At 69.9% G+C, this 20994-nt stretch carries 13 protein-coding genes; 5 read left to right on the top strand and 8 right to left on the bottom strand.

Features of this window, described 5'->3' with window-relative positions; genetic code table 11:
* Nucleotides 1-83: 83 nt before the first annotated feature.
* Nucleotides 84-560 (top strand): DUF6232 family protein, encoded by a 477-nt coding sequence (locus Ahu01nite_RS29890; protein WP_203839990.1) that lies wholly within the window; start codon nt 84-86, stop codon nt 558-560.
* Between the two features lie 22 nt (nt 561-582).
* Nucleotides 583-963, top strand: a complete 381-nt coding sequence (locus Ahu01nite_RS29885; protein ID WP_239159240.1) for a DoxX family protein — start codon at nt 583-585, stop codon at nt 961-963.
* A 128-nt stretch (nt 964-1091) separates the two neighbouring features.
* Here the strand turns inward: Ahu01nite_RS29885 and Ahu01nite_RS29880 are convergent, their stop codons facing one another.
* Genes Ahu01nite_RS29880 through Ahu01nite_RS29870 form a run of 3 tightly spaced genes read right to left on the bottom strand, consistent with a single transcriptional unit; the run spans nt 1092 to nt 4057 of the window.
* A complete protein-coding gene (locus Ahu01nite_RS29880) occupies nt 1092-2003 on the bottom strand; it encodes a ribokinase (RefSeq protein WP_438874842.1) in 912 nt (303 codons plus the stop codon).
* A 9-nt stretch (nt 2004-2012) separates the two neighbouring features.
* On the bottom strand, nt 2013-2882 hold the full coding sequence (locus tag Ahu01nite_RS29875) for an ABC transporter ATP-binding protein (RefSeq protein ID WP_438874841.1): 870 nt from the start codon (nt 2880-2882) through the stop codon (nt 2013-2015).
* The gene (locus tag Ahu01nite_RS29870; RefSeq protein WP_203839988.1) at nt 2879-4057 is read right to left on the bottom strand and encodes an ROK family transcriptional regulator; all 1179 of its coding nucleotides are present in this window, start codon (nt 4055-4057) and stop codon (nt 2879-2881) included. Before Ahu01nite_RS29870 ends, Ahu01nite_RS29875 begins: the two co-directional genes overlap by 4 nt.
* 80 nt (nt 4058-4137) lie before the next feature.
* Here Ahu01nite_RS29870 and Ahu01nite_RS29865 point away from each other — a divergent pair, with 80 nt between their 5' ends.
* Nucleotides 4138-5577 (top strand): glycoside hydrolase family 3 N-terminal domain-containing protein, encoded by a 1440-nt coding sequence (locus Ahu01nite_RS29865; protein ID WP_203839987.1) that lies wholly within the window; start codon nt 4138-4140, stop codon nt 5575-5577.
* A 331-nt stretch (nt 5578-5908) separates the two neighbouring features.
* Here the strand turns inward: Ahu01nite_RS29865 and Ahu01nite_RS29860 are convergent, their stop codons facing one another.
* Nucleotides 5909-6694 carry an alpha/beta fold hydrolase gene (locus tag Ahu01nite_RS29860; RefSeq protein ID WP_203839986.1) on the bottom strand — a complete coding sequence of 262 codons (786 nt, stop codon included), beginning with the start codon at nt 6692-6694 and terminating at the stop codon, nt 5909-5911.
* A 9-nt stretch (nt 6695-6703) separates the two neighbouring features.
* On the bottom strand, nt 6704-7855 hold the full coding sequence (locus Ahu01nite_RS29855) for an MFS transporter (RefSeq protein ID WP_203839985.1): 1152 nt from the start codon (nt 7853-7855) through the stop codon (nt 6704-6706).
* 51 nt (nt 7856-7906) lie between these two features.
* Between Ahu01nite_RS29855 and Ahu01nite_RS29850 the strand changes: the two genes are divergently transcribed.
* Nucleotides 7907-10018, top strand: a complete 2112-nt coding sequence (locus Ahu01nite_RS29850; protein ID WP_344572310.1) for a heavy metal translocating P-type ATPase — start codon at nt 7907-7909, stop codon at nt 10016-10018.
* On the opposite strand, the gene Ahu01nite_RS29845 is transcribed toward Ahu01nite_RS29850, so the two are convergent.
* The 3 genes from Ahu01nite_RS29845 to Ahu01nite_RS29835 all read right to left on the bottom strand — a co-directional run bounded on the left by Ahu01nite_RS29845 (nt 9992) and on the right by Ahu01nite_RS29835 (nt 16972).
* Nucleotides 9992-10825: a hypothetical protein gene (locus Ahu01nite_RS29845; RefSeq protein WP_203839984.1), complete on the bottom strand. Its 834-nt coding sequence runs from the start codon at nt 10823-10825 to the stop codon at nt 9992-9994. The two genes, Ahu01nite_RS29850 and Ahu01nite_RS29845, sit on opposite strands and share 27 nt — an antisense overlap.
* Before the next feature lie 163 nt (nt 10826-10988).
* Complete coding sequence (locus Ahu01nite_RS29840) at nt 10989-11372, bottom strand: hypothetical protein (RefSeq protein ID WP_203839983.1); 384 nt, start codon at nt 11370-11372, stop codon at nt 10989-10991.
* Between the two features lie 662 nt (nt 11373-12034).
* A complete protein-coding gene (locus Ahu01nite_RS29835) occupies nt 12035-16972 on the bottom strand; it encodes an NAD-glutamate dehydrogenase (protein ID WP_203839982.1) in 4938 nt (1645 codons plus the stop codon).
* A gap of 212 nt (nt 16973-17184) precedes the next feature.
* Here Ahu01nite_RS29835 and Ahu01nite_RS29830 point away from each other — a divergent pair, with 212 nt between their 5' ends.
* Nucleotides 17185-19110: a penicillin-binding transpeptidase domain-containing protein gene (locus tag Ahu01nite_RS29830; protein ID WP_203839981.1), complete on the top strand. Its 1926-nt coding sequence runs from the start codon at nt 17185-17187 to the stop codon at nt 19108-19110.
* Nucleotides 19111-20994: the final 1884 nt, after the last annotated feature.

Genomic DNA, 20994 nt, shown 5'->3' with positions numbered 1-20994 from the left:
TGCCTCCCGATCGATCGTTAACGTCCTCGACAGGGTAAGGCGCGGGCCCGCGGGTAACTACCATTCGGGACGAGGGAGGCGCCATGATCACTTATTACCGGGACGGGGACGTGCTGGTGACGTCGACCGGGATCCGGATGGACGGCCGCGATTACCGGCTGAGCGACCTCGCGCGTGTCTGGCACTCCCGCGGGCGGCGACAGTGGTCGGCGGTGGCCGGGCGGGGCGTGCTCGGGCTCGCCGTCCTCATTCCCGTGCTGATCGGTGCGATCGGCATCTCGATCGCCGTGCTGGTCGAGGCCTCGACCGCCGTGACCATCGCCCTGGTCGGTGGTGGCATCCTGATCGGGCTGGTCGCACTCCCCCTCGCCGACGTGCTGCTGGAGTTCGTGGACCGCTCCCACGACCGGGGCAGCCACCCGCTCGAGATCTGGGCGGAGGTGCGCGGCACCCGGGTGCTGCTGCTGCGATCGAACAACCGGCAGCGCTTCGGACAGATCTACCGGGCGCTGCAACGCGCACTGGACCAGGACACCGTTTCCCAAGGAGACCAGGCGTGACCCTTTCCCAAGGAGGCCAGGCGTGACAAGGAAAGACACGATTCAGGCGCTGGCGCTCGCGGGGGTGCTCGCCACCAGCGGAGTGCTGCACTTCGCGAAGCCGCGCCCCTTCGACCGGATCGTGCCGCGCTCCCTGCCCGGCAGCCGGCGCACCTACACGTACGTCAGCGGCGCCGCCGAACTGGCCATCGCCGCCGCGATCGCCGTGCCGCGGACACGCGCCCTGGGTGGCCTGGCCGCGGCCGGGCTCTTCGCGGCGGTCTTCCCCGCCAACGTCAAGATGGCCGTTGACTGGCGGCACGCCTCGCCGGCCAAGCGAGCGATCGCCTACGGCCGTCTTCCATTGCAGGTGCCGTTGGTCCTGTGGGGGTTGCAAGTCGCCGGAAAAGTGAAAAAGATATAAAAATATCCGGCACGATCGGGACATCATGAAGGCCACCACGGTCGCCCCGACCGGCATCCCGGGCTGAGCAACCTCGCCGAGGTGCTCTGCGGCGAGGTCTACCGCTTCGTCAGCATGGCCCGCCAGTCCTAGGCGGCGGTACCCTTCGCATACAGCGCGTCGATGTCAGCACGCGACGGTAGGGCATTAGAGGCACCGACTTTGCGTACGCAAGCCGCGCCCGCCGCGTTGGCCCAGCGGACCGCCTCGACCAGGTCCCTGCCCTCGCCCCAGGCAACGGCCAGCGCCCCGGTGAACGCGTCACCCGCGGCGGTCGTGTCGACGACGTCCACCTGGAACGGCGGGATGCGTTCGTCGGCGCCGTCGCGGTCGGCGTACCAGGAGCCCTTGCCGCTGAGGGTGAGGACCACCCTCGGGACCAGCTCGAGAAGCGCGCCCATGTCGGCCTCGTCGGTCCGGGTGATCGCCGTGGCCTCGCCCTCGTTGACCACGAGCAGGTCGATCACCGACAGCAGCTCCGGCGGCAGGTGCCGGGCCGGTGCGGCGTTCAGGATCGTCCGGGTGCCGCCCTCGCGCGCCGCCTTCGCCGCCGCGGTCACCGTCTCGACCGGGATCTCCTGCTGGCAGATCAACACGTCGCCCTCGGCGATCACCGCCTCCTCCGCGGCGCTGAGACCGGCGAAGGTGCTGTTGGCGCCCGGGCTGACCATGATGGTGTTCTCGCCGGCGCGGTCGACCATGATGACCGCCACACCGGACGAGCCGTAGCTGGTGCGGACGTGCGTGGTGTCCACGCCGGACGCGTTCAGCCGGGCCTTGATGGTCACCCCGAACGCGTCCGAGCCGATCGCGCCGAGGAACGCGCAGCTGCCACCGGCCCGGGCGGCGGCGATCGCCTGGTTGGCGCCCTTACCACCCGGCGTCATCATGAAGTCGTCGCCGAGGACCGTCTCGCCGGGCAGCGGCAGGCGCTCGGCCAGCCCCACCAGATCCATGTTGGCGCTGCCCGCGACGACGATCCGCGGCAAGGAGTCGGCCATGTGTGATCCCTAGGCCGCGCGGGCCGTGTAGCGGTCGCCGTGACGCTGGATGGCCAGCGGCAGGCCGAACGTCTTGGACAGGTTGTCCGCGGTCAGCACCTCGCCGAGCAGCCCGGACGCCACGACCGTACCCTCGCGCAGCAGCAGCGCGTGGGTGAAGCCGGGCGGAATCTCCTCGACGTGATGGGTGACCAGCACCATGGCCGGGGCGTCCGGGTCCTCGGCCAGCTCGGTCAGCCGGGCCAGCAGGTCCTCGCGGCCACCCAGGTCGAGCCCGGCGGTCGGCTCGTCGAGCAGCATCAGCTCGGGGTCGGTCATCAGCGCACGGGCGATCTGGGTGCGCTTCTTCTCACCCTCGCTCAGGGTGCCGAACTCGCGGTCGGTGAGCCCGCCCATGCCCATCTGCTCCAGCAGCTGCCGGGCGCGGGCCTCGTCCTGCGGGTCGTAGCTCTCCCGCCAGCGGCCGACCACCGACCACGCGGCGGTGACCACGACGTCGAGGACCCGCTCGGCCGGCGGCACCCGCTCGGCGAGCTGACCGGTCGTGATGCCGACCCGGGTCCGCAGCTCGTTGACGTCGGTCCGGCCGAGCCGCTCCCCCAGCACCCACGCCACACCCTGGGACGGGTGCAGCCGCGCGGAGGAGAGATTGAGCAAAGTGGTCTTCCCGGCGCCGTTCGGGCCCAGGATCACCCACCGCTCGTCGAGCTCGACCTGCCAGGTGAGACTCCGCAGCAGATAGTTGCCGCCGCGGATGACACTCACCCGGTCGAAGGAGATGACGGTGTCGTCGTCGGGGGGTGTGGGGGTCGCTGCGTCGAGCACGCGTCCATCCAACCACGCACGCCGCCCGGGATAAGACGGCGTGCCGAGGCTCACCCCGTGGTTGATCCGAAGACTTCGTCGCGGACGGCGTCCAGGGCCGCCAGGAGCGCGCCGTTGAGGATCGGTTCGACGGCGACCTCGCTCACCACGACCTTCGGCGCGACCAGGGTGATCGAGGCGACCTCCGCCTGCACCCGCTCGGCGAGCGCGGTGCCACCGGCCTGGCTGACCTCGCCCGCGAGCACCACGAGCGGCGGGTCGAGCACGACGCAGGTCGCGGCGACACCGAGCGAGAGCCGGCGGGCGAGCTCGTCGAGCACCGGCGCGCCCTTCTCCCCGGCTGCCAGCGCGGCGCGGATCACGTCGGCCGCCTCGGCGCCCTTGAAGCCGTACTGCTTACCGATCGCCTTGGCCGCGTCGGCGGCGACGAGCGTCTGGAAGCCGCCCTTCACGCCGCGCTGGGAGGCGTTGTGCGGCGGCTCGGTGCCCGCGACCGGCAGGTAGCCGATCTCGCCCGCCGCGCCCGTGCTGCCCTGGTGCAGCCGCCCGTCGATGACGGTGGCCAGGCCGACGCCGCGGTCGACCCAGATGAGCACGAAGTCGTCGACGCCCTTGGCCGCGCCGGCGTGCTGCTCGGCGATGGCCACCAGGTTGACGTCGTTGCCGAAGACGACCGGGACGCTGAGGTCCTTGCGCAGGTCGGCGAGCAGGCCCCGGTGCCAGCGCGGCAGGTCGAACGCGAACGAGACCTCGCTGGTCTTCGGGTCGACCAGGCCGGGGGTGCCGAGCACGACCCGGCGTACCGACTCGAGCGTGGTGCCGGCCGCGGCCGCCGCCCCGAGGACGGCGCTGTGCACGGCGCCGACCGGGTCCTCGATGTCCTGGGTGGACTGCTCGCTGCGCCCGACGATCTCGCCGGTGATGTCCGCGCACGCCGCCACGACGCGGTCGGGCAGGACCTCGACGCCGATGACGTACGCGCTGCCGGGCGTCACCGCATAGAGCTGGGCGTTGGGTCCCCGCCCGCCGGCCTGCTCGCCGACCCGGCGGACGAGACCGCGCTCCTCCAGCCGCTCGACCAGCTGAGAGGCGGTGACCTTGCTCAGCCCGGTCATCTCACCGAGCTGGGCGCGGGTCAGCGGCCCCTTCGCGAGCAGCAGCTCGAGCGCGGCGCGGTCGTTGAGCGCGCGCAGCAGCCTGGGTGTGCCCGGCAAGCGGGTGGCGGCCATAACTACGTCCCCTAGGTATTGAGGATGATTTGCTATCACGGTATCCGGACGCGCCGCAGCGTATCGGTGGGAAGGTAACCATGCCGATCGACCCAGGGCTACAACGCCTCGCCCTGGGCACCATTCTTGCGGCTTTTGTCGGCAAAAACGTACCGGAATGGTTGCTCAGGTCATTGGCGGACGGGCTCGCCGGGGTCACCCTCTTCGGGACGAACATCGAAAGTCCGGCTCAGGTCGCCGATCTCACCACCCAACTGCGATCGGTACGCCGGGACGCGCTCATCGCCACCGACGAGGAGGGCGGCGACGTGACCCGGCTTGCCCATCGGACGGGCAGCGCGTACCCGGGGAACGCGGCGCTCGGGGTGGTCGACGATGTTCTGCTGACGCGGACGGCGTACACATCGATCGGTTCTGAGCTGGCGGCGTGCGGCATCACCCTGAATTTCGCCCCCGTGGCGGACGTCAACACCACGGACGACAATCCCGTCATCGGTACGCGTTCCTTCGGCTCCGACCCGGCCCTTGTCGCCCGGCACACGGCAGCTGCGGTCACGGGTCTGCAATCGGCCGGCGTCCTGGCCTGCACCAAGCATTTCCCCGGCCACGGCGCGACCCGCACGGATTCCCACCTCGACCTGCCCGTGGTCGACGCTCCCCTCGCGGTGCTGCGTGAGCGCGACCTTCCGCCGTTCGCCGCGGCCATCGCCGCCGGAACAGCCGCGATCATGACCGCACACCTGAGAATCCCGGCTCTGACCGGTGCGGGCCCGGCGACATTCTCCCGCGCGGTGCTGCAAGATCTTCTCCGCCATGAGTACGCGTTCAGCGGCGCAATCATCACGGACGCCCTGGAAATGCGCGGCGCCGCCGGGGCTGTCGGCGGTCCCGGCCCGGCGGCGGTGCTGGCGTTGGCCGCGGGCGCCGACCTGCTCTGCCTGGGCGCCCACGTCACCCCCGCCCTCGTCACCACCGTGGTCACCGACATCGTCACCGCGGTCGGTGACGGCCGGCTCCCCCGCACCCGCCTGGAGGACGCCGCAGCCCGCACGGCAGCACTCACCCCCGCCGCCCGCACCGCGATGCTCGCCCCCGCCGCGGACATCGGCTGGGAGGTGGCCCGGCGTGCGCTGCGCATCGAGGGTTCCGTGGCGGACTTCGGCGACGTCCTCGTGATCAAGCTGCACACCGGCTCGACCATCGTCGAGGGCCGCGTCCCCTGGGGTCTCGGCGTACCCGCGCTGTCGATCGCAGCGGCCTCGACCTCGGCCGATGAGCTCATCGCCCGGGCCGGATCACGGCCCATCGTGATCATCGGCAGACGGTTGCACCGCACCGAGGAGAACCGGTACCTGATCGAATCGCTCACCAGGCGCCATACTGGTGTTGTGGTGGAGATGGGGTGGCCGTCCGATTGGCGCCCCACCGGCGCCCGGGCGTTCCTGACGACCTACGGCGCCGGCGAGGTCAACGGCAGGGCCGCGGCAGCGGCGCTCGGCCTGCTCCACCCCCGGAACTGAGGCAGCGGCGGGCCGCCACCCGCCGCTGCCTCTTCACTCTCCGCACACACGACTGCAATAACGCAGAGTAATCAATACGCCCGATTAAGCCGCTAATGCCGGGTTCCAAGTGTTCCGCCGCACATGCCGCCCCGTCCGAACGGTCAATTCCCGCACCCTGCGCTTCCCTTGTCGGACGATCATCACGTAGCGTCATGTTTGCAGGTGGATCTGGGGATGCCGCCGGCGAGCTCCGGACTTCGGGACCAGTCCGGACGCCTCGCCGCGGTACAGATGGTGAGCCGGGCGCTCCGCTGGTTTCGGGAGCAACCGCCGGAAGACAGCGTCCGGCTCACACACCGCAGGCTTCGTCGAGGAACTTCTCGATCGCCGCGGCGACCCGGCCCGGCGCGCGCAGCTCGGCGCTGTGCCCCTGGCCGTGCATCAGCAGCCGCCGCGAGCGGGGCAACGCCTTCTCCAGCGCGTCCAATCGCGACGCCAGGTGGGCCGGGGACCTGTCGCCGCCGATCAGGAGGACCGGCAGGTCGATCTTCGCGTACGCCGGGAGGCGTACCCCGAGCGCATCGATCTGGTCGTTGTCATCGAGTTGGCGGGTCACGCGCGGGGCATAGCCGCTGCGCCCCACGACGAAGCCGGCGAGCGCGGCCGACGGCACCGGCATGCCGACCACATCGCGCAGAAAGATGCCGAGCGCCTTGCCGGTTTTGCCGGCCTCGAGGGCCTGGCGCGCGGGCACGAGTTTCGGGCCACCGAGCGGCTCGTCAATGACGATCGGGGGCTCGTAGAGGACCGCGCCGCGATACAGCGACGGATCCGCGACCAGCGCTTCCAGGGCGAGCACCGCGCCCGAGGAGTGGCCGACCAGCAGCGGCCGGTCCACCTCGGACGCGATCGCCGCGACGTGCTCCACCTCGTCGGCCATCGTGACCGGGGCGGGCAGGTCCAGCCGGTACTGGCGCCGGTGCAGGCGGATCGTCCGGAAGCGGTGCCGCAGCCGGGCGGTGACGCGCTCCCACGCCGACGGGTCGCCCATGCCGCCGTGCAGTACGAGGATCGGGGTGCCGAGGCCCTCGTCCACCGCTTCCGCCACCGAGTTGTCGATCGCCGTCGCCCGCATCGCTGTCCCCTATCCGGCCCGTGGGACCGGTGCCGGGCGCAGCACCCGCGCCGACAGTCCCATCACCACGGTAAGCGCCGCGACCAGAACGAACGAGGTGGTGAGGGACGTCAGGTGGGCGATTCCTCCGATGATACCGGGGGCGACGAGCCCGCTGCCGTACGCGATCCCAGCCACTCCCGCCAGGCTGCGCCCCGGGTGCTCGCCGATCCGCCCCGCCGTGGCGAAGACCAGCGGCACCACGACCGCGATCCCCACGCCGAGCAGCCCGAAGCCGATCAGCACCGGGGCGACGTGGTCGCTCAGGACCACCGTGACCGCGCCGGCGCTCGCGCCGATCCCGGCGACCCGGACCGTGGTCACCGGCCCGAGCCGCTGGATGACCCGGTCGCCGGCGAAGCGGGCCAGCGCCATGCTGATCGAGAAGACCGACACCGTCAGCGCCGCGGTTCCGGCGGTGTCGCCCACGACGTCACGGACGTAGACCGCCGACCAGTCGAGCCCGGCGCCCTCGGCGAAGACCGCGCAGAGCGCGACCAGCCCGATCGGCAGCACGGCCCGGCTCGGCAGGGCGAACGCGGGCGGCTCCGCGGTGTCGGGTGCCGAGCGGTGCGACAGCAGACCTGCACAGGCCACGACGCTGACCAGGGCCAGCACCGCCGCGGTGATCAGGAAGTGGATCCGGGCGTCGAGGCCGGCGCGCGCCGCGGCGGCCGCCACCGCCGAGCCGGCCAGCCCGCCGACACTCCAGTAGCCGTGGAAGCTCGACATCACCGAGCGGCCGTAGCGCTCCTCGACCAGCACCGCCTGCGCGTTCATGGCCACGTCCGCGACGCCGGCCGCCGCGCCGTAGGCCACGAGCAGCGGGCACAGCACGAAGATCGACGTGGGCAGCGCGGGCAGGATCAGCGCCGCGCACCAGAGAAGGATCAGCACCCGGGTGAGTTTGCGCAGGTCGTAGCGGTGCGCGAGCCGCCCGGACAGCGGCATGGCCAGCAGTGCCCCGACACCCGGCATCAGCAGCGCGATGCCGAGACCGCCCGCACCGACCCCGACATGATCAGCGATCCACGGTACGCGCGCCGCGAACGTACCGGTGACCGCGCCGTGCACGGCGAAGACGACAGAGGTCGCGGCTCGGGCGCGGGGCAGCGTCTGCATGACGGGTCACAATACGGGCCGGGTACCCCCGAGGGGTATAGAGTGGTGGGCGTGACCCGGCAGATCGAGCTCGAGATCGGCGGCATGACCTGCGCCGCCTGCGCCAATCGCATCGAGAAGAAGCTCAACCGGCTCGACGGCGTGACGGCCACCGTCAACTACGCCACCGAGAAGGCGCGCGCCACCGTGCCCGCGGAGCTGACCGTCGCCGACCTCATCGCCGTGGTCGAGAAAACCGGCTACACCGCGGCTGAGCCCGCCGCCGTTCCCGCTCCCGAGCCCGCCGGCGACCCGTTGCGGACCCGGCTCCTGATCTCCGTCGCCCTGAGCGTGCCGGTGATAGTCCTGGCGATGGTCCCGGCCTGGCAGTTCGACTACTGGCAGTGGCTGTCTCTCACCCTCGCTGCCCCGGTCGTGGTCTACGGCGGGTGGCCGTTCCACCGGTCCGCCCTGGTCAACCTGCGGCACGGCGCAGCCACGATGGACACGCTCGTCTCCGTCGGGACGCTCGCCGCCTTCCTCTGGTCACTGTGGGCACTCTTCCTCGGTGACGCTGGGATGCCCGGCATGACCCACCCGTTCACGCTGCGTGCAGGCTCCGACGGTGACGCGATCTATCTGGAGGCGGCCGCCGGGGTCACGAGCTTCCTGCTGGCCGGCCGTTACGCCGAGGCTCGGGCCAAGCGCCGTGCCGGTGACGCACTGCGATCACTGCTGGAGCTGGGCGCCAAGACAGTCACGCTCCGGGACGGCACCGAGCTGCCGATCGACAACCTCAAAACAGGAGATCTCTTCCTCGTACGACCCGGCGAGAAGGTCGCCACCGACGGCACCGTGACCGAGGGGTCGTCCGCCGTCGACCGCAGCCTCGTCACCGGCGAGTCCGTCCCCGTCGAAGTGACGGTCGGTGACCCGGTGACCGGTGGCACGGTCAACGCCGGGGGCCGCCTGATCGTGCGGGCCACCCGGGTCGGCGCCGACACGCAGCTCGCCCAGATGGCGCGCCTGGTCGAGGACGCCCAGGCAGGAAAGGCAGCAGTCCAGCGGCTCGCCGACCGCATCTCCGGCGTCTTCGTCCCGGTGGTCCTCGTCCTCGCCGTGGCGACCCTCGGTTACTGGCTCGGCGCCGGTCACGGGGTGGCGTCCGCGTTCACGGCCGCGGTCGCCGTGCTGATCATCGCCTGCCCCTGCGCCCTCGGCCTGGCCACCCCGACAGCCCTGCTGGTCGGCACGGGCCGGGGAGCCCAGCTCGGCATCCTGATCCGCGGCGTCGAAGCCCTCGAATCCGTCCGCCGCGTCGACACCATCCTCCTCGACAAGACCGGCACGGTCACCACGGGCACGATGACGGTCCAGCAGACCGACCTGACCCCCGACGTTCTCCTGCTCGCCGGCGCGGTCGAGGCCGCGTCGGAGCACCCGCTCGGCCGCGCGATCACCCGCGCCGCCCGCGAGCACGGCCCACTGCCCGCGGTCACCAACTTCCAGGCAACGGCGGGCGTCGGGGTGCGCGGCACGGTGGCGGGCCAGCTCGTCGAGATCACCCGCGGCACGGGCGACACCGCCCTGACGTGGGTCGAGGTCCGCGTCGACGGCACGCCCCGCGGACGCCTCGGCCTCGCCGATTCGGTACGCCCGTCGAGCGCCCCGGCAATCACCCGCCTCCGCCGGCTAGGCCTGACCCCGGTCCTGCTCACCGGTGACGCCCAGGCGGTGGCCGACAAAGTCGCCGCGGAGATCGGCGTGACCGAGGTGGTGGCAGAGGTCCTCCCCTCGGGCAAGCTCGACGTGGTCAAACGCCTCCAGGCCTCGGGTCGCGTGGTCGCCATGGTCGGCGACGGCGTGAACGACGCTGCCGCCCTCACGCAGGCCGACCTGGGCATCGCCATGGGCGCCGGCACCGACGTGGCGATCGAGGCGTCCGACCTCACCCTGATGCGCGACGACCTGTCGGCGGCGGTGGACGCGGTGCGGCTCTCCCGGCGTACGGTGCAGATCATTCATGGCAATTTGTTCTGGGCCTTCGCCTACAACGTCGCGGGCCTGCCCCTGGCCGCCGCGGGCCTGCTCAACCCGATGATCGCAGGCGCAGCCATGGCCTTCAGCTCCATCTTCGTCGTCGCCAACAGCCTCCGCCTACGCCGCTTCCGCTCCTCGGTGTAACCACAGAATCGCCCCGGCAAAGACGGCCGGCGCGGCGAAAATCATCGCCATCGGCCCGAACTCCAGAAACGCCAGGACCGTCGACCAGTCGGACTCCGGGCTGACGAACACCACGCAAGCGTTGATCGCCCCGTTCAGGTCGGGGAACGATGCCTGATCCCTGGTGGCGGCCAACTCGCCCACGGCAAATACGGTGGACGGCAGCATCCAACCCGCGCCTGCGACCAGCAGTGCACCGGCGACCGGCCGGTCATCGATCCTGCCCGCCGACACCCAGACCAGCGCCGCCACGGTAATGACGCCGAGCACTGCGGGCGAGGACGCCGGGTCTTCCGCGAGCGGGCTGAGCCCCGCAAGAACCACCAGCACCAGAACAAGCAGGGTGACCGAACGCTCGAGCGGTGACCGTCGGCGGAGGGATCGCGGCACAGTTCGCACACAATAAAGACCTACTACGAAGGCGGCGAAACGCAGGATCTCCGCGGCTTGCTGGTAACGCAGCTGCCTGCCCCAATAGTTCGCTGCCTGCTCGCCGGGACAGACTCTCGATTCCAGCGGGCCGATACTCGGATAGGACACCTGGTGAGCCGCGAATCTGACCGCCGCCCCGGCCGCCAGCAGCAGGCAGAAAGCGACCAGCGCCCCGCGCACCCGCCCCGGCACCTGCGCGCCGGCCAGGACCGCACAGCCTGCCATCGCCAGCAATGACAGAGCCTCGGCGGCGTAACGCACACCGGGTTCCTCGAACACGAATGCGCTGGTGGTCGCCACGAGCGCGGCAGCACAGCTGGACATGACCACGGTCAAGGGGCGCACTCGCAGAGATCTTTCCAGCTCAGCGCCGCTGCCGCCCGCGTTCAGCCAGTTATCACGCCGTCCTCCAGGAGCAGGTTCTCATCGGCCTCGCTGAACTGCTTCGGGCCGGTAATCGGGGACTTCCGGCCCAGAAACGAGTAGATGATGTGGAACTTCAGGCTCCGGCCGTCGGCGGGATGCACTGCCATATCGAGCCGACCCGCCGATCTCGTCCGTGACCAGCGGGCCCGCCGACGACGGGAACACCGATGGGGAGGAATTCGCCTGGCACGGCCTTGAAGAAGCCCCGGTACTGATGGTCGGTCTTATCCGTCACCCGCTCGACCGCCGCGGTGAACCGATCTATGCCGGTCGGGTCGTCCTGGTTGATCGTGTAGAGCACGGTACCCCGCGGCGGCTGATCAAGATCGACGTGGAACGCCGGCCCTGGTTGCCCCTCGGGCGGCATGTCGCTCAGGTAGAAATCGTTGCCGGTCACGGTCTGCGCTGAGGCTTTCCGGATCCTCTTCCTGTCCTCGGCGGTGCCGTCAATCGCCACGCTCCGGTAGAAATACCTTGGTTCCGGGGTCGAAAGCCGTGACCGGAGAGTGTGGCGCCACCCAGGTCTTTTCCCGCGAGCTCCCCCGGCACGTTGCCGGTTGACTCCCACACGAAGTACGAGCTCCGCGTCTTGTCGAGCGCCGCACGCACCTCGGCCAGGTAGGCGGTGGACGGATCCGGGGTGGAGGCCTGGGCGGCGTCGCTGTCGCAAGCGGCGACGGCAGCGGCGAGAAGGACGCCTATGAGGGTGAGCGCAGACATCCTGCGGAGCCTGGGCACGGGCCGGAAGCATAGATGCCTGGCCCATCCAGCGAAGGCCCGGGCGCGGCCGCCTGAGACCGAAGGCTCGGGCGTCCCGGTTGGTAACCAACAACCCCGACGGCCGAGCTGGCAACCAACAACCCCGACGGCCGAGCTGATAGCCAACGGCCCCGACGGCCGGGCTGATAGCCAACAACCCCGGACGGCCGGGCTGATAGCCAACAACCCCCGGCGGCCGGGCTGGTAGCCAACGACCCCGGCGGCCCGGTTGCAGCGAACGGCTCAGGGCAGGCCGGTTGGCAGCCAACGACCGTCGGCGGCCGGCCCGGCGGCGAACGGTCGGGGCGGCCGGTTGAGAGCGAACGGCCCGGGCAGTCGTTGCCCGGGCCGGGGCTCCGGTCAGGCTGCGGACGAGGTTTTGACCAGGGTGCGGATCTGGCGGAGGAGGACGGAGAGGGCTGCCAGGTCGCCCGGGGATTCGTCGATGTCGCCCATGGCGTTGCCGGCTCGGGCTATTGAGGCGGCGTTGGTCTGCTCCCATTCGGAGACCCGGTCCTCGGCGGGGGCCTCTGACGGGGTTGATTGGAGGACTTCGGCGGTCAGGCCGGCGAGGGCTGAGTAGAGGTCGTAGCGCAACGCCATGCGGGCGAGGGTCTGCCAGCGGTCGCCGCGGGGGAGGCGCGAGATGTGGGAGAGCAGGACGTCGATCTTGAAGCGCTCGGAGAGGACGAAGTAGACGTTCGCGACCTCGGTGGCGCCGCGGCCGGTGGTTTTGGCGGTTTCGAGGATGTCGAGGGTGCCGAAGCCGTAAACCACTCGGGCGACGCCGCGGGCGAGCTCCTCGGGGACGCCGTTGCCGGTGAGCATGTCGACGTGGGCTTCGAGGGAGCGGCGTTCGGCGCCGATGACGACCTCGGAGAGCTGCAGGAGCATGGCACCGACGCCCTGGCTCAGGTGGTTGATCTCGGCGGCGACGTCGAGCGGGGAGCGGCGGTTGCTGACCAGCCAGCGGACCGCGCGGTCGAGCAGGCGGCGGGTCTCCAGGTAGACGAGCGTCTGGGCGAACGTCGGGACCTTGTTGTCGAGGCCCTCGGCGGCCGCCCAGATCTCGCGCAGGCCGTACACGTCGCGGACCACCACGTAGGCGCGGATGACGTCGGCCGCGGAGGCGCCGCTCTCCTCCATCGCGCGGAAGACGAACGAGGTGCCGCCCCGGTTGACCACCTCGTTGACCAGGGCGGTCGAGATGATCTCGCGGCGCAGGCGGTGGCCGGCCATCCGGGCGGCGAACCGCTCACGCAGCGGGGTGGGGAAATACCGGGACAGGACCCCGTGGGTCCATTCCTCATCGACGATCGGGTCGGCCAGGACCTGCCGCTCCAGCGAGATCTTCACGTACGCGAGGAGCACCGCGAACTCCGGCGGAGTCAGCCCGTCCCCCGCTTCGTACCGTGCGGCCAGCTCCTTGTCGGTGGGCAGGGCCTCCAGCTCGCGGTTGAGCTGGCCGGACTGCTCCAGTGCGATGAGCATCCGGCGGTGCACGGGCAGCAGCGAGTGGGCCTGCTGACGCGCGTTGCCGAGCGCCGTCGCCTGCTCGTAGTTGTCCCGCAGCACCAGAGCGCCGACCTCGTCGGTCATGGCGGCCAGCAGCTCGTCGCGCTCGGGCAGCGTCAGCTCTCCGTCGGTGACCGCGCCGCCGAGCAGGATCTTGATGTTGACCTCGTGGTCGGAGCAGTCCACCCCGGCCGAGTTGTCGATGAAGTCGGTGAAGACCCTGCCGTCGGCCAGGGCGTACTCGATGCGGCCGCGCTGGGTCAGGCCCAGGTTGCCGCCCTCACCGACCACCTTGGCCCGCAGCTCGGCGCCGTTGACCCGGATCGCGTCGTTGGCCTTGTCACCGACCTCGGCGTGGGTCTCGGAGGCCGCCTTCACATAGGTGCCGATGCCGCCGTTCCACAGCAGGTCGACCGGGGCGGCCAGGATCGCGCGCATCAGGTCGGCCGGGCTGACCGCGGTCGCGCTGCCCAGGTCGAGGGCCGCGCGGATCTGCGGGCTGACCGGGATCGACTTGGCCGACCGCGGATAGATCCCGCCGCCCTCGCTGATCAGCGACGCGTCGTAGTCGGCCCACGACGAGCGCGGCAGGTCGAAAAGCCGGCGCCGTTCAGCGTACGAAATGGCGGGGTCGGGGTCGGGGTCCAGGAAGATGTGCCGGTGGTCGAAGGCCGCCAGCAGCCGGATGTGCTCGCTGAGCAGCATGCCGTTGCCGAAGACGTCGCCGGACATGTCCCCGACGCCCACCACCGAGAAGTCCTGGGTCTGCGTGTCGGTTCCCAGGTCGCGGAAGTGTTTCTTGACCGATTCCCAGGCGCCGCGCGCGGTGATGCCCATCTTCTTGTGGTCGTAGCCCGCGGACCCGCCGGAGGCGAACGCGTCGCCCATCCAGAAGTCCTTGCTCACCGAGATCTCGTTGGCGATGTCGGAGAACGTCGCGGTGCCCTTGTCGGCCGCGACCACCAGGTAGGGGTCGTCGCCGTCGTGCCGGACCACGTCCACCGGAGGGACGATCTTGCCGCTATGGATGTTGTCGGTGACGTCGAGCAGGGCGCCGATGAACCGCTTGTAACACTCGACGGCCTCGTCGCGGTCGCCCGGCTTCTGCTTCAGCACGAAGCCACCCTTGGCGCCCACCGGCACGATCACGGAATTCTTCACCATCTGCGCCTTGACCAGACCGAGCACCTCCGTGCGGAAGTCCTCCCGCCGGTCCGACCAGCGCAGACCGCCACGCGCGACCGTACCGAAACGAAGGTGCACACCCTCGAAGCGCGGCGAATAGACGAAGATCTCAAACTTCGGTCGGGGCTGCGGCAGGTCCGGGATGGCGGTCGGGTCCAGCTTGAACGCGATGTAGGACTTGGGTCGCCCATCGGCGGTCTTCTGGAAGAAGCTGGTGCGCAGGGTCGCCATCATGAGCGTGAGGTACGACCGGAGGATCCGGTCCTGGTCGAGGCTCTCCACCGTGTCCAGCAGCGCGGTGATCTGTTCCACCAGATCGTCACCGAGCCGGGTGCGCTCTTCCTCGGTGATCTCCAGCCCCGGCGTGAAGCGAGTCTCAAAAAGCTCGATCAAGAGCCTGGCAATCGTGGGGTACGCGATAAAAGTCGATTCCACGTACCGCTGCGAGAACACCGCCCCGGTCTGCCGCTGATACTTCGCATACGCCCGGAGCACGACCACCTGACGCCACGTGAGCCCGGCGCGCAGGACCAGCTCGTTGAACCCGTCAACCTCGGCCTCGTTGGACCACGCCGCCGCGAACGCGTTCTCGACCTGGGGGCGGACCTCGGAGAGCTCGTGGTGCGACGCCGGTGGCAGCAGACCGAAGTCGTACAGGTAAACGGTGCCGTCCTGACGACGCACCTCATAGGGCCGTTCGTCGACCACCTTGACGCCGAGCGAGTGCAGCACCGGAAGCACCGCGGAGAGCATCATGGGTTCGCCGTAGCGGAAGACCTTGAAGCGCACGTCGGCGTCGTCGGGCTCGGCGCACCCGTCGCGGTTGAGCCGGCGCTTGCGGTAGAGGTGCATCTCGAGCTGCCCGGACTCTTCCAGCAGCTCCAGCTTGGCGATGTCCTGCACCGCTTCGTAAGGCGTGTGCCCGTCCTTGTAGCTGTCGGGGAACGCCACCGCGTACCGCGCGAAGAGATCCTTGGCCGGCTCCTCGCCCAGCTTGCGATCGAGCACCAGGGAGAAGTCGTCGTCCCACATGCGGGTGGCGTCGGCCAGCATCTCGGCGAGCGAATTCGGGTCGACGCCGCCCGGCGGGTCGGACGGGTCGGTGCGCACGATGAAGTGCACCCGCGCGAGCATCCGCTCGGTCACCCGGGTCGTGTAGTCGACACCGATGCCGTTCAGCTCGCGCAGCAGGATCTCCTGCATGGCCTGCCGGTTGCCGGTGGTGAACCGGTCGCGCGGCAGGTAGATCAGGCACGAGATGAAGCGGCCGTAACCGTCGCGCCGCAGGAAGAGCCGCAACTGACGGCGGCCGGCCATCCGCAGCACGCCGACCACTGCTTCGTACAAATCGTCTGTCTTGATCTGGAAGAGCTCGTCACGCGGATAGGTCTCCAGAATCTGCAGCAGATCCTTGCCGGAGTGCCCGCGCGGCGACAGGCCGGAGCGGTCGAGCACCTCCATGACCTTGCGCCGCACGACCGGCAGCTCACGCACGCTGGTGCGATAGGCCGAGCTGGAGAACAGACCCAGGAAGCGCCGCTCACCGCAGACCTCGCCCCGGTCGTTGAAGACCTTGACGCTGATGTAGTCCAGATAGGCCGAGCGGTGCACCGTGGCCCGGGAATTGGCCTTGGTGATCACCAGCAGCCGCTTCTCCAGGGCCCGCTTGTGCGCCTCGGGAGCCATCGACGAGAGCTTGCGCGGGGTGCTCTGGTCGCCGCGCAGGATGCCGAGCCCGCTGCCCGGAACCGCGGAGAGCAGGTCGCCGTCCTCGCTGAGCTGGTATTCGCGGTAGCCGAGGAACGTGAAGTGGTCGTGCGCGAGCCATTTGAGCAGCTCGATGGAGTCGGTGACGTCCTTGTCGGGCACCGGCAGCTTGCGGTCGGAGCCCCGCGCGGCGGCCAGCTCGTCGGCGATCACCACGGCCCGCTGACGCATCCGCGGCCAGTCGTCCACCGCGTCGCGCACATCGGTCAGCACCCGGCGCAGCTCGTTGTGCAGCTGCTCGCGGGCCTCCTCGCTGCGCACCGGGTCGATCTCGACCCGGATCCAGCTCTCGACCAGGTCGCCCTCGATCGCGTCGTCGGGCTCCACGTTGGCCTCGACCTGCGCGAGCCTGCCGAGCGGCTCGCGGCGCACCACGATCAGCGGGTGCACCAGCAGATGCACCTGGAGCTGGTGGGCGGTCAGCAGCGCGGTCACCGAGTCGACCAGGAACGGCATGTCGTCGGTGACGATCGAGATCACCGTGTGTGGCTGGCCGGTGCAGGGCGCGCTGATGTCGAGCTTGAGCTCGCCGGCCAGCCGCTCGGCGGCCAGCTCGCGATGCCCGCGGGCGGCCTCGAACATCTCGTCGGCCGTGTAGCCGACCAGCTCCTCATCGGGCGCGAACCGCCAGAAGCGATCGACCAGTGTGGCCGTCGGGTGATCCTGGCCGGCCAGCCCCACGGCCTGCGCCACGAGGCGCTCGGCGTTGGGCAGCGGCTCATCGAGCTCGTCATCGGAGGTTCCGAGCCGCCCCGTCAGGGCGAGCCCGGGACCTGGCCCGAAGTCCAGCTCAGGATCGGATTCGTTCGCTGCCTCGTCGGCTGCAGGCATGACAGACCGCTCCCCTCACCCACCGCACTGTGGGTTCGACGTGTCGGGCCTAAGCCTAGAACGTGGGTCTGACACTCTGTGCGGACCCGGGGTCCGAGACGAAGATCCGGCAACGAATTCGCTACATCTCACCCAGCACGGGTCAACGGGACGTGCCTCGAGAGGTTACCGTTCCGAACGGTTTCTGATTCGTACCCTCGGAAGGGTGCTTCATGCCTACGATCCCCCACGCCCGCCGTGCACTAGCGGTCCTGACCTGCCTCGTGGTCGCCGGCACCGGCACTGCCGCCTGCTCGGGATCGGATGGGCCCGGTGACACCGTCGACGCCTTCCTGCAGGGCTGGCGCAAGTCCGACCTGAGCAAGGTCGGCTTCGTCACAGCCGCCGGGGCCAAGATCGCCGCGACCGATGTCACCACCCAGCTCAAAGCCCTCACCGGGGACCTGGCCCCGAACCTGACCAAGCTGGAGCCCGCCGGCAAGGCGACGGAGTCGGGCAAGAACGCCACCGAGCCGATCAATCTCGCGTGGACGCTGCCCGGCGGCGCCACCTGGGCCTACCAGAGCACCGTGCGCCTCACGAAGCAGAGCTCGGACGGCTGGCAGGTCGTCTGGGAGCCCGCGATCGTGCACACCAAACTGACCGAGGGCGACAGCCTGAAGGTGCGCGCCAAGGCGGCGGACCGCGGCGACATCCTCGACGCCGCGGGCAAACCACTGGTCACACCCACCCCGGTGGTCACGATCGGCATCAGCCCCGAGAAGATGACCGACCAGGCGAAGCTCCTGAAGGACCTCAACGCGGCGTTCAAGACGATCGGGGTCACCCTCGACGAAAAAGACCTGACCACAAGGCTCAAGAACTCCGACCCGACGGCCTTCGTGGACGTGGTCACCCTGCGACGTCCGGACTACGACAAGGTCCGCACCAAGGTACGCACCCTGCCCGGCACGGTGTTCCGCGAGGAGAACCGTGAACTCGCACCCACCCGAGCCTTCGCCCGCGCCCTGCTCGGCACTGTCGACGCCGCCACCCGCGAGGATCTCGACGCCAACCCCGGCACCCTGACCCAGGGCGACATGGTCGGCCACGGCGGCCTGCAGGAACGTTACGACACCCAACTGCGCGGCACCGCCGCCCAGACCGTGGTCATCGCCCTCAAGACCCCGGCTGACGACGTCGACGAAACCCAGATCTTCAGCACCGACCCGGTAGCCGGAAAATCGATCAAGACCACCCTCGACGTCAACACCCAGAAAGCCGCCGACGCCGCGGTCGCCCCCGAGAAGAACGCCAGCGCCCTCGTCGCCATCAAGATCAGCGACTCCACGATCCTGGCCGTCTCCAACGGCCCCGACGGCGGCGCGGTCAACACCGCCCTCACCGGTCAGGTCCCTCCCGGTTCAACGTTCAAAATGGTCTCGACCCTGGGCCTGCTGGACAAAAAAGCGGTCACCCTGGACGGCAAGGTCGACTGCCCCGCCACGGTCAAGGTCAGCGGCCGGGAATTCAAGAACTCCCATGAGATGAAGCTCGGCCAGGTCCCCTTCCGCACGGACTTCGCCAAATCCTGCAACACAGCCTTCGTCAACGTCTCCGGCAAACTCGGCGCCGACGGCCTCCAGGCAGCAGGAACAGCCCTGGGCCTGGGCACCAAGTGGGACCTGGGCGTCGACGCCTTCAGCGGCAAACTCTCCCCCGCCGACACCCCCACCGAACTGGCCGCCGCCACCTTCGGCCAAGGCGCCACCGCCGTCAGCCCCCTCGCCATGGCCGGCGCCACCGCAGCAGTAGCCCGAGGCCAGTTCAAACAGCCCAAACTCGTCCTGGACCCCGCCCCCGCCGCCGCCCTCCCGGACGGCGCCAAACTGGCCGACACCTCGATCCAGCCCCTCAAAACCATGATGCGAGAGGTCGTCACCAAGGGCACCGGCGACGCGCTCCAAAAGGTCCCCGGCGGCCCCGTCTCCGGCAAAACCGGCACGGCCGAATTCGCCGACGGCTCCGAAGAGACCCACTCCTGGTTCATCGGCTGGCAGGGCGACATCGCCTTCGCCGTCATGGTCCAGAAGGGCGGCCTCGGCTCCGAAGCCGCCGTCCCGATCGTCAACCGCTTCCTGACCACCCTCAACAAGTAACACCCCGCCCGCGCGACCACCCCGAGCTCCGGTGGTCGCGCGGCCATAAACCCAAGCCGGCCGGCCGTTGGCTGAAGGTCTTCCCGTGCCATCACCAGCGGTGGCCGGGCGAGCCTGCCGGGCGAGCCTGCCGGGCCGGGCGGGTCAGGTGACGTCGGCGCGTTCGCCGGGGCCGACCTCGAAGGCGGGACGCTGGACCGGAAGGGTGAAATCCTCCACGGTCCTCGGTCGCAGCATGCCCGGCATCGTCGCGGGCAGCGGCGCAGAATCCAGGAGCGGAGCCGACCCGAGCGGCCTCAGTGGCGCGTCAGCAGCATGTTCGGGGCGCACGTCGGCTTCCGCTTCGAATTCCGCCGCCAGCTCATGGCCGGCATCGTTCGCGGAGCCGGCGCTGCCCTCGGCGCCGGGCTCCGACTCGACGTGGATGTCGGTCTCTTGTTCGGCCCCGGGCCCGTGGTCAAGCTCGGTCTTGTCCTCGTGGACAGACTCGGACTCCCACTCGATGTCAGAGCCGGGCTCCAGGTCGGGATCGCTCCGAGATTCCCCGCCGGCCGCCGGCTCGGGATCGGTCTGAGATTCCGCCCCGGCCGCCGGCTCGAACTCGACAACCGACTCGGCATCAGCCGCCGGCTCGAACTCGGACACCAACCCGGAGTCAGCCCTACCCTCGGACTCGAGCGTCGGCTCGGCCTCTGCAACCGGCTCAAGCTCGAAGCCTGACTCGGGCTCGAAGCCTGGCCCAAGCTCGGACGTCGGCCCAAGCTCGGACGTCGGCCCAAGCTCGGACGTCGGCCCAAGCTCGGACGTCGGCTGGGATTCCGCGACGGGCTCTAGCTCGGAGCCTGACTCGGGCTCGAACACCGACTCGGACGTTGCTGCCGGCTCGGACCCGCGGACCGGCTCAAGCTCGAACGCCGAGCCGGCTTCGAACGCCGAGCCGGCTTCGAACGCCGATTCGACCTCGAACACGGGCTCGGGCTCGGACACTGGCTCGGACATTGGCTCGGGCTCGGACCTTGGCTCGGTGGCCGACTCAAGCTCGAGGACAGGATCGGTCTCGGCTGATGGTTCGGTGTCGGCGTCGGTCAGCGACACATCGCCGGGTAGGTCACCCTCCGTGTCGTCCTTTGGATTCGGCTCGGTGTGGTCTGGATCAATGTCGTTGTGCTCGGCGCCGTCCACGCCCATATGACCAGCATCGACGTGATCGAACTCGGTGCCGTCCGACTCCACGCCGTCGAGGGCGGTGTGATCGAGCTCGGTTCCTTCGGGCTCCACCTGTTCGAGGTCGGCGGGATCGGGGTCCACGGGATCGGGGTCATGAGGGGCCGATTCGATCCGATGGAGGTTGGCGGGATCGGCCTGGTCGTGGTTGGGCTCAGGCCAATAGGCCCCGGCCGGGTCAGCCCCATAGGACTCAGGCTCATCCGGGTCAGCGGCATCTGATTCTGTCCTGGAGGCGGCGGCGCCATAGGGCTCGATCTCGCCAGGGTTGAGGCCGTCCGGGTCGGCGGGGTCCGGATTGGCGGCGTCCGGGTCAGCGGCGAGGTATTCGCTCGAGGCGGGAGTGTCGGGGAAGTCTGCTGGAGCGGCGTCGATAGGGCGGGGCGCGGCGGGGTCTGGGTTGTCTTCGATGGCCAGGAGCGTTGTGGCTGGCAGGGCTGAATCCTGCCTCGTGCCGAACGGACCGCCGGCGGTCAGGGCTGCCGCGGCCAAAACGACGTCATCGTCTGCTGCGTCTGCCCGGCGTTCCTGGATCGGGTCCGGTTCGTCGTCGCGGAAGTCCTCAGACGACCCTGGCCCTTCCGAGAGCAATCCTGGCCCTTCCGAGAGCAATCCTCGCCCTTCCGAGAGCAATCCTCGCCCTTCCGAGAGCGACTCAGG

This window comes from Winogradskya humida (genome assembly GCF_016862215.1).
GTDB classification, from domain to species: domain Bacteria; phylum Actinomycetota; class Actinomycetes; order Mycobacteriales; family Micromonosporaceae; genus Actinoplanes; species Actinoplanes humidus.
This window is presented reverse-complemented; position numbering and strand designations above follow the sequence as displayed.

Excerpts from the sequence above, each read along its gene's own strand:
- Ahu01nite_RS29870 (WP_203839988.1), bottom strand. The coding sequence starts at position 4,057 with ATGGCCGCCACCCGCTTGCCGGGCACACCCAGGCTGCTGCGCGCGCTC.
- Ahu01nite_RS29835 (WP_203839982.1), bottom strand. The coding sequence starts at position 16,972 with ATGCCTGCAGCCGACGAGGCAGCGAACGAATCCGATCCTGAGCTGGAC.
- Ahu01nite_RS29855 (WP_203839985.1), bottom strand. The coding sequence starts at position 7,855 with ATGCAGACGCTGCCCCGCGCCCGAGCCGCGACCTCTGTCGTCTTCGCC.
- Ahu01nite_RS29865 (WP_203839987.1), top strand. The coding sequence starts at position 4,138 with ATGCCGATCGACCCAGGGCTACAACGCCTCGCCCTGGGCACCATTCTT.
- Ahu01nite_RS29890 (WP_203839990.1), top strand. The coding sequence starts at position 84 with ATGATCACTTATTACCGGGACGGGGACGTGCTGGTGACGTCGACCGGG.
- Ahu01nite_RS29860 (WP_203839986.1), bottom strand. The coding sequence starts at position 6,694 with ATGCGGGCGACGGCGATCGACAACTCGGTGGCGGAAGCGGTGGACGAG.
- Ahu01nite_RS29830 (WP_203839981.1), top strand. The coding sequence starts at position 17,185 with ATGCCTACGATCCCCCACGCCCGCCGTGCACTAGCGGTCCTGACCTGC.
- Ahu01nite_RS29880 (WP_438874842.1), bottom strand. The coding sequence starts at position 2,003 with ATGGCCGACTCCTTGCCGCGGATCGTCGTCGCGGGCAGCGCCAACATG.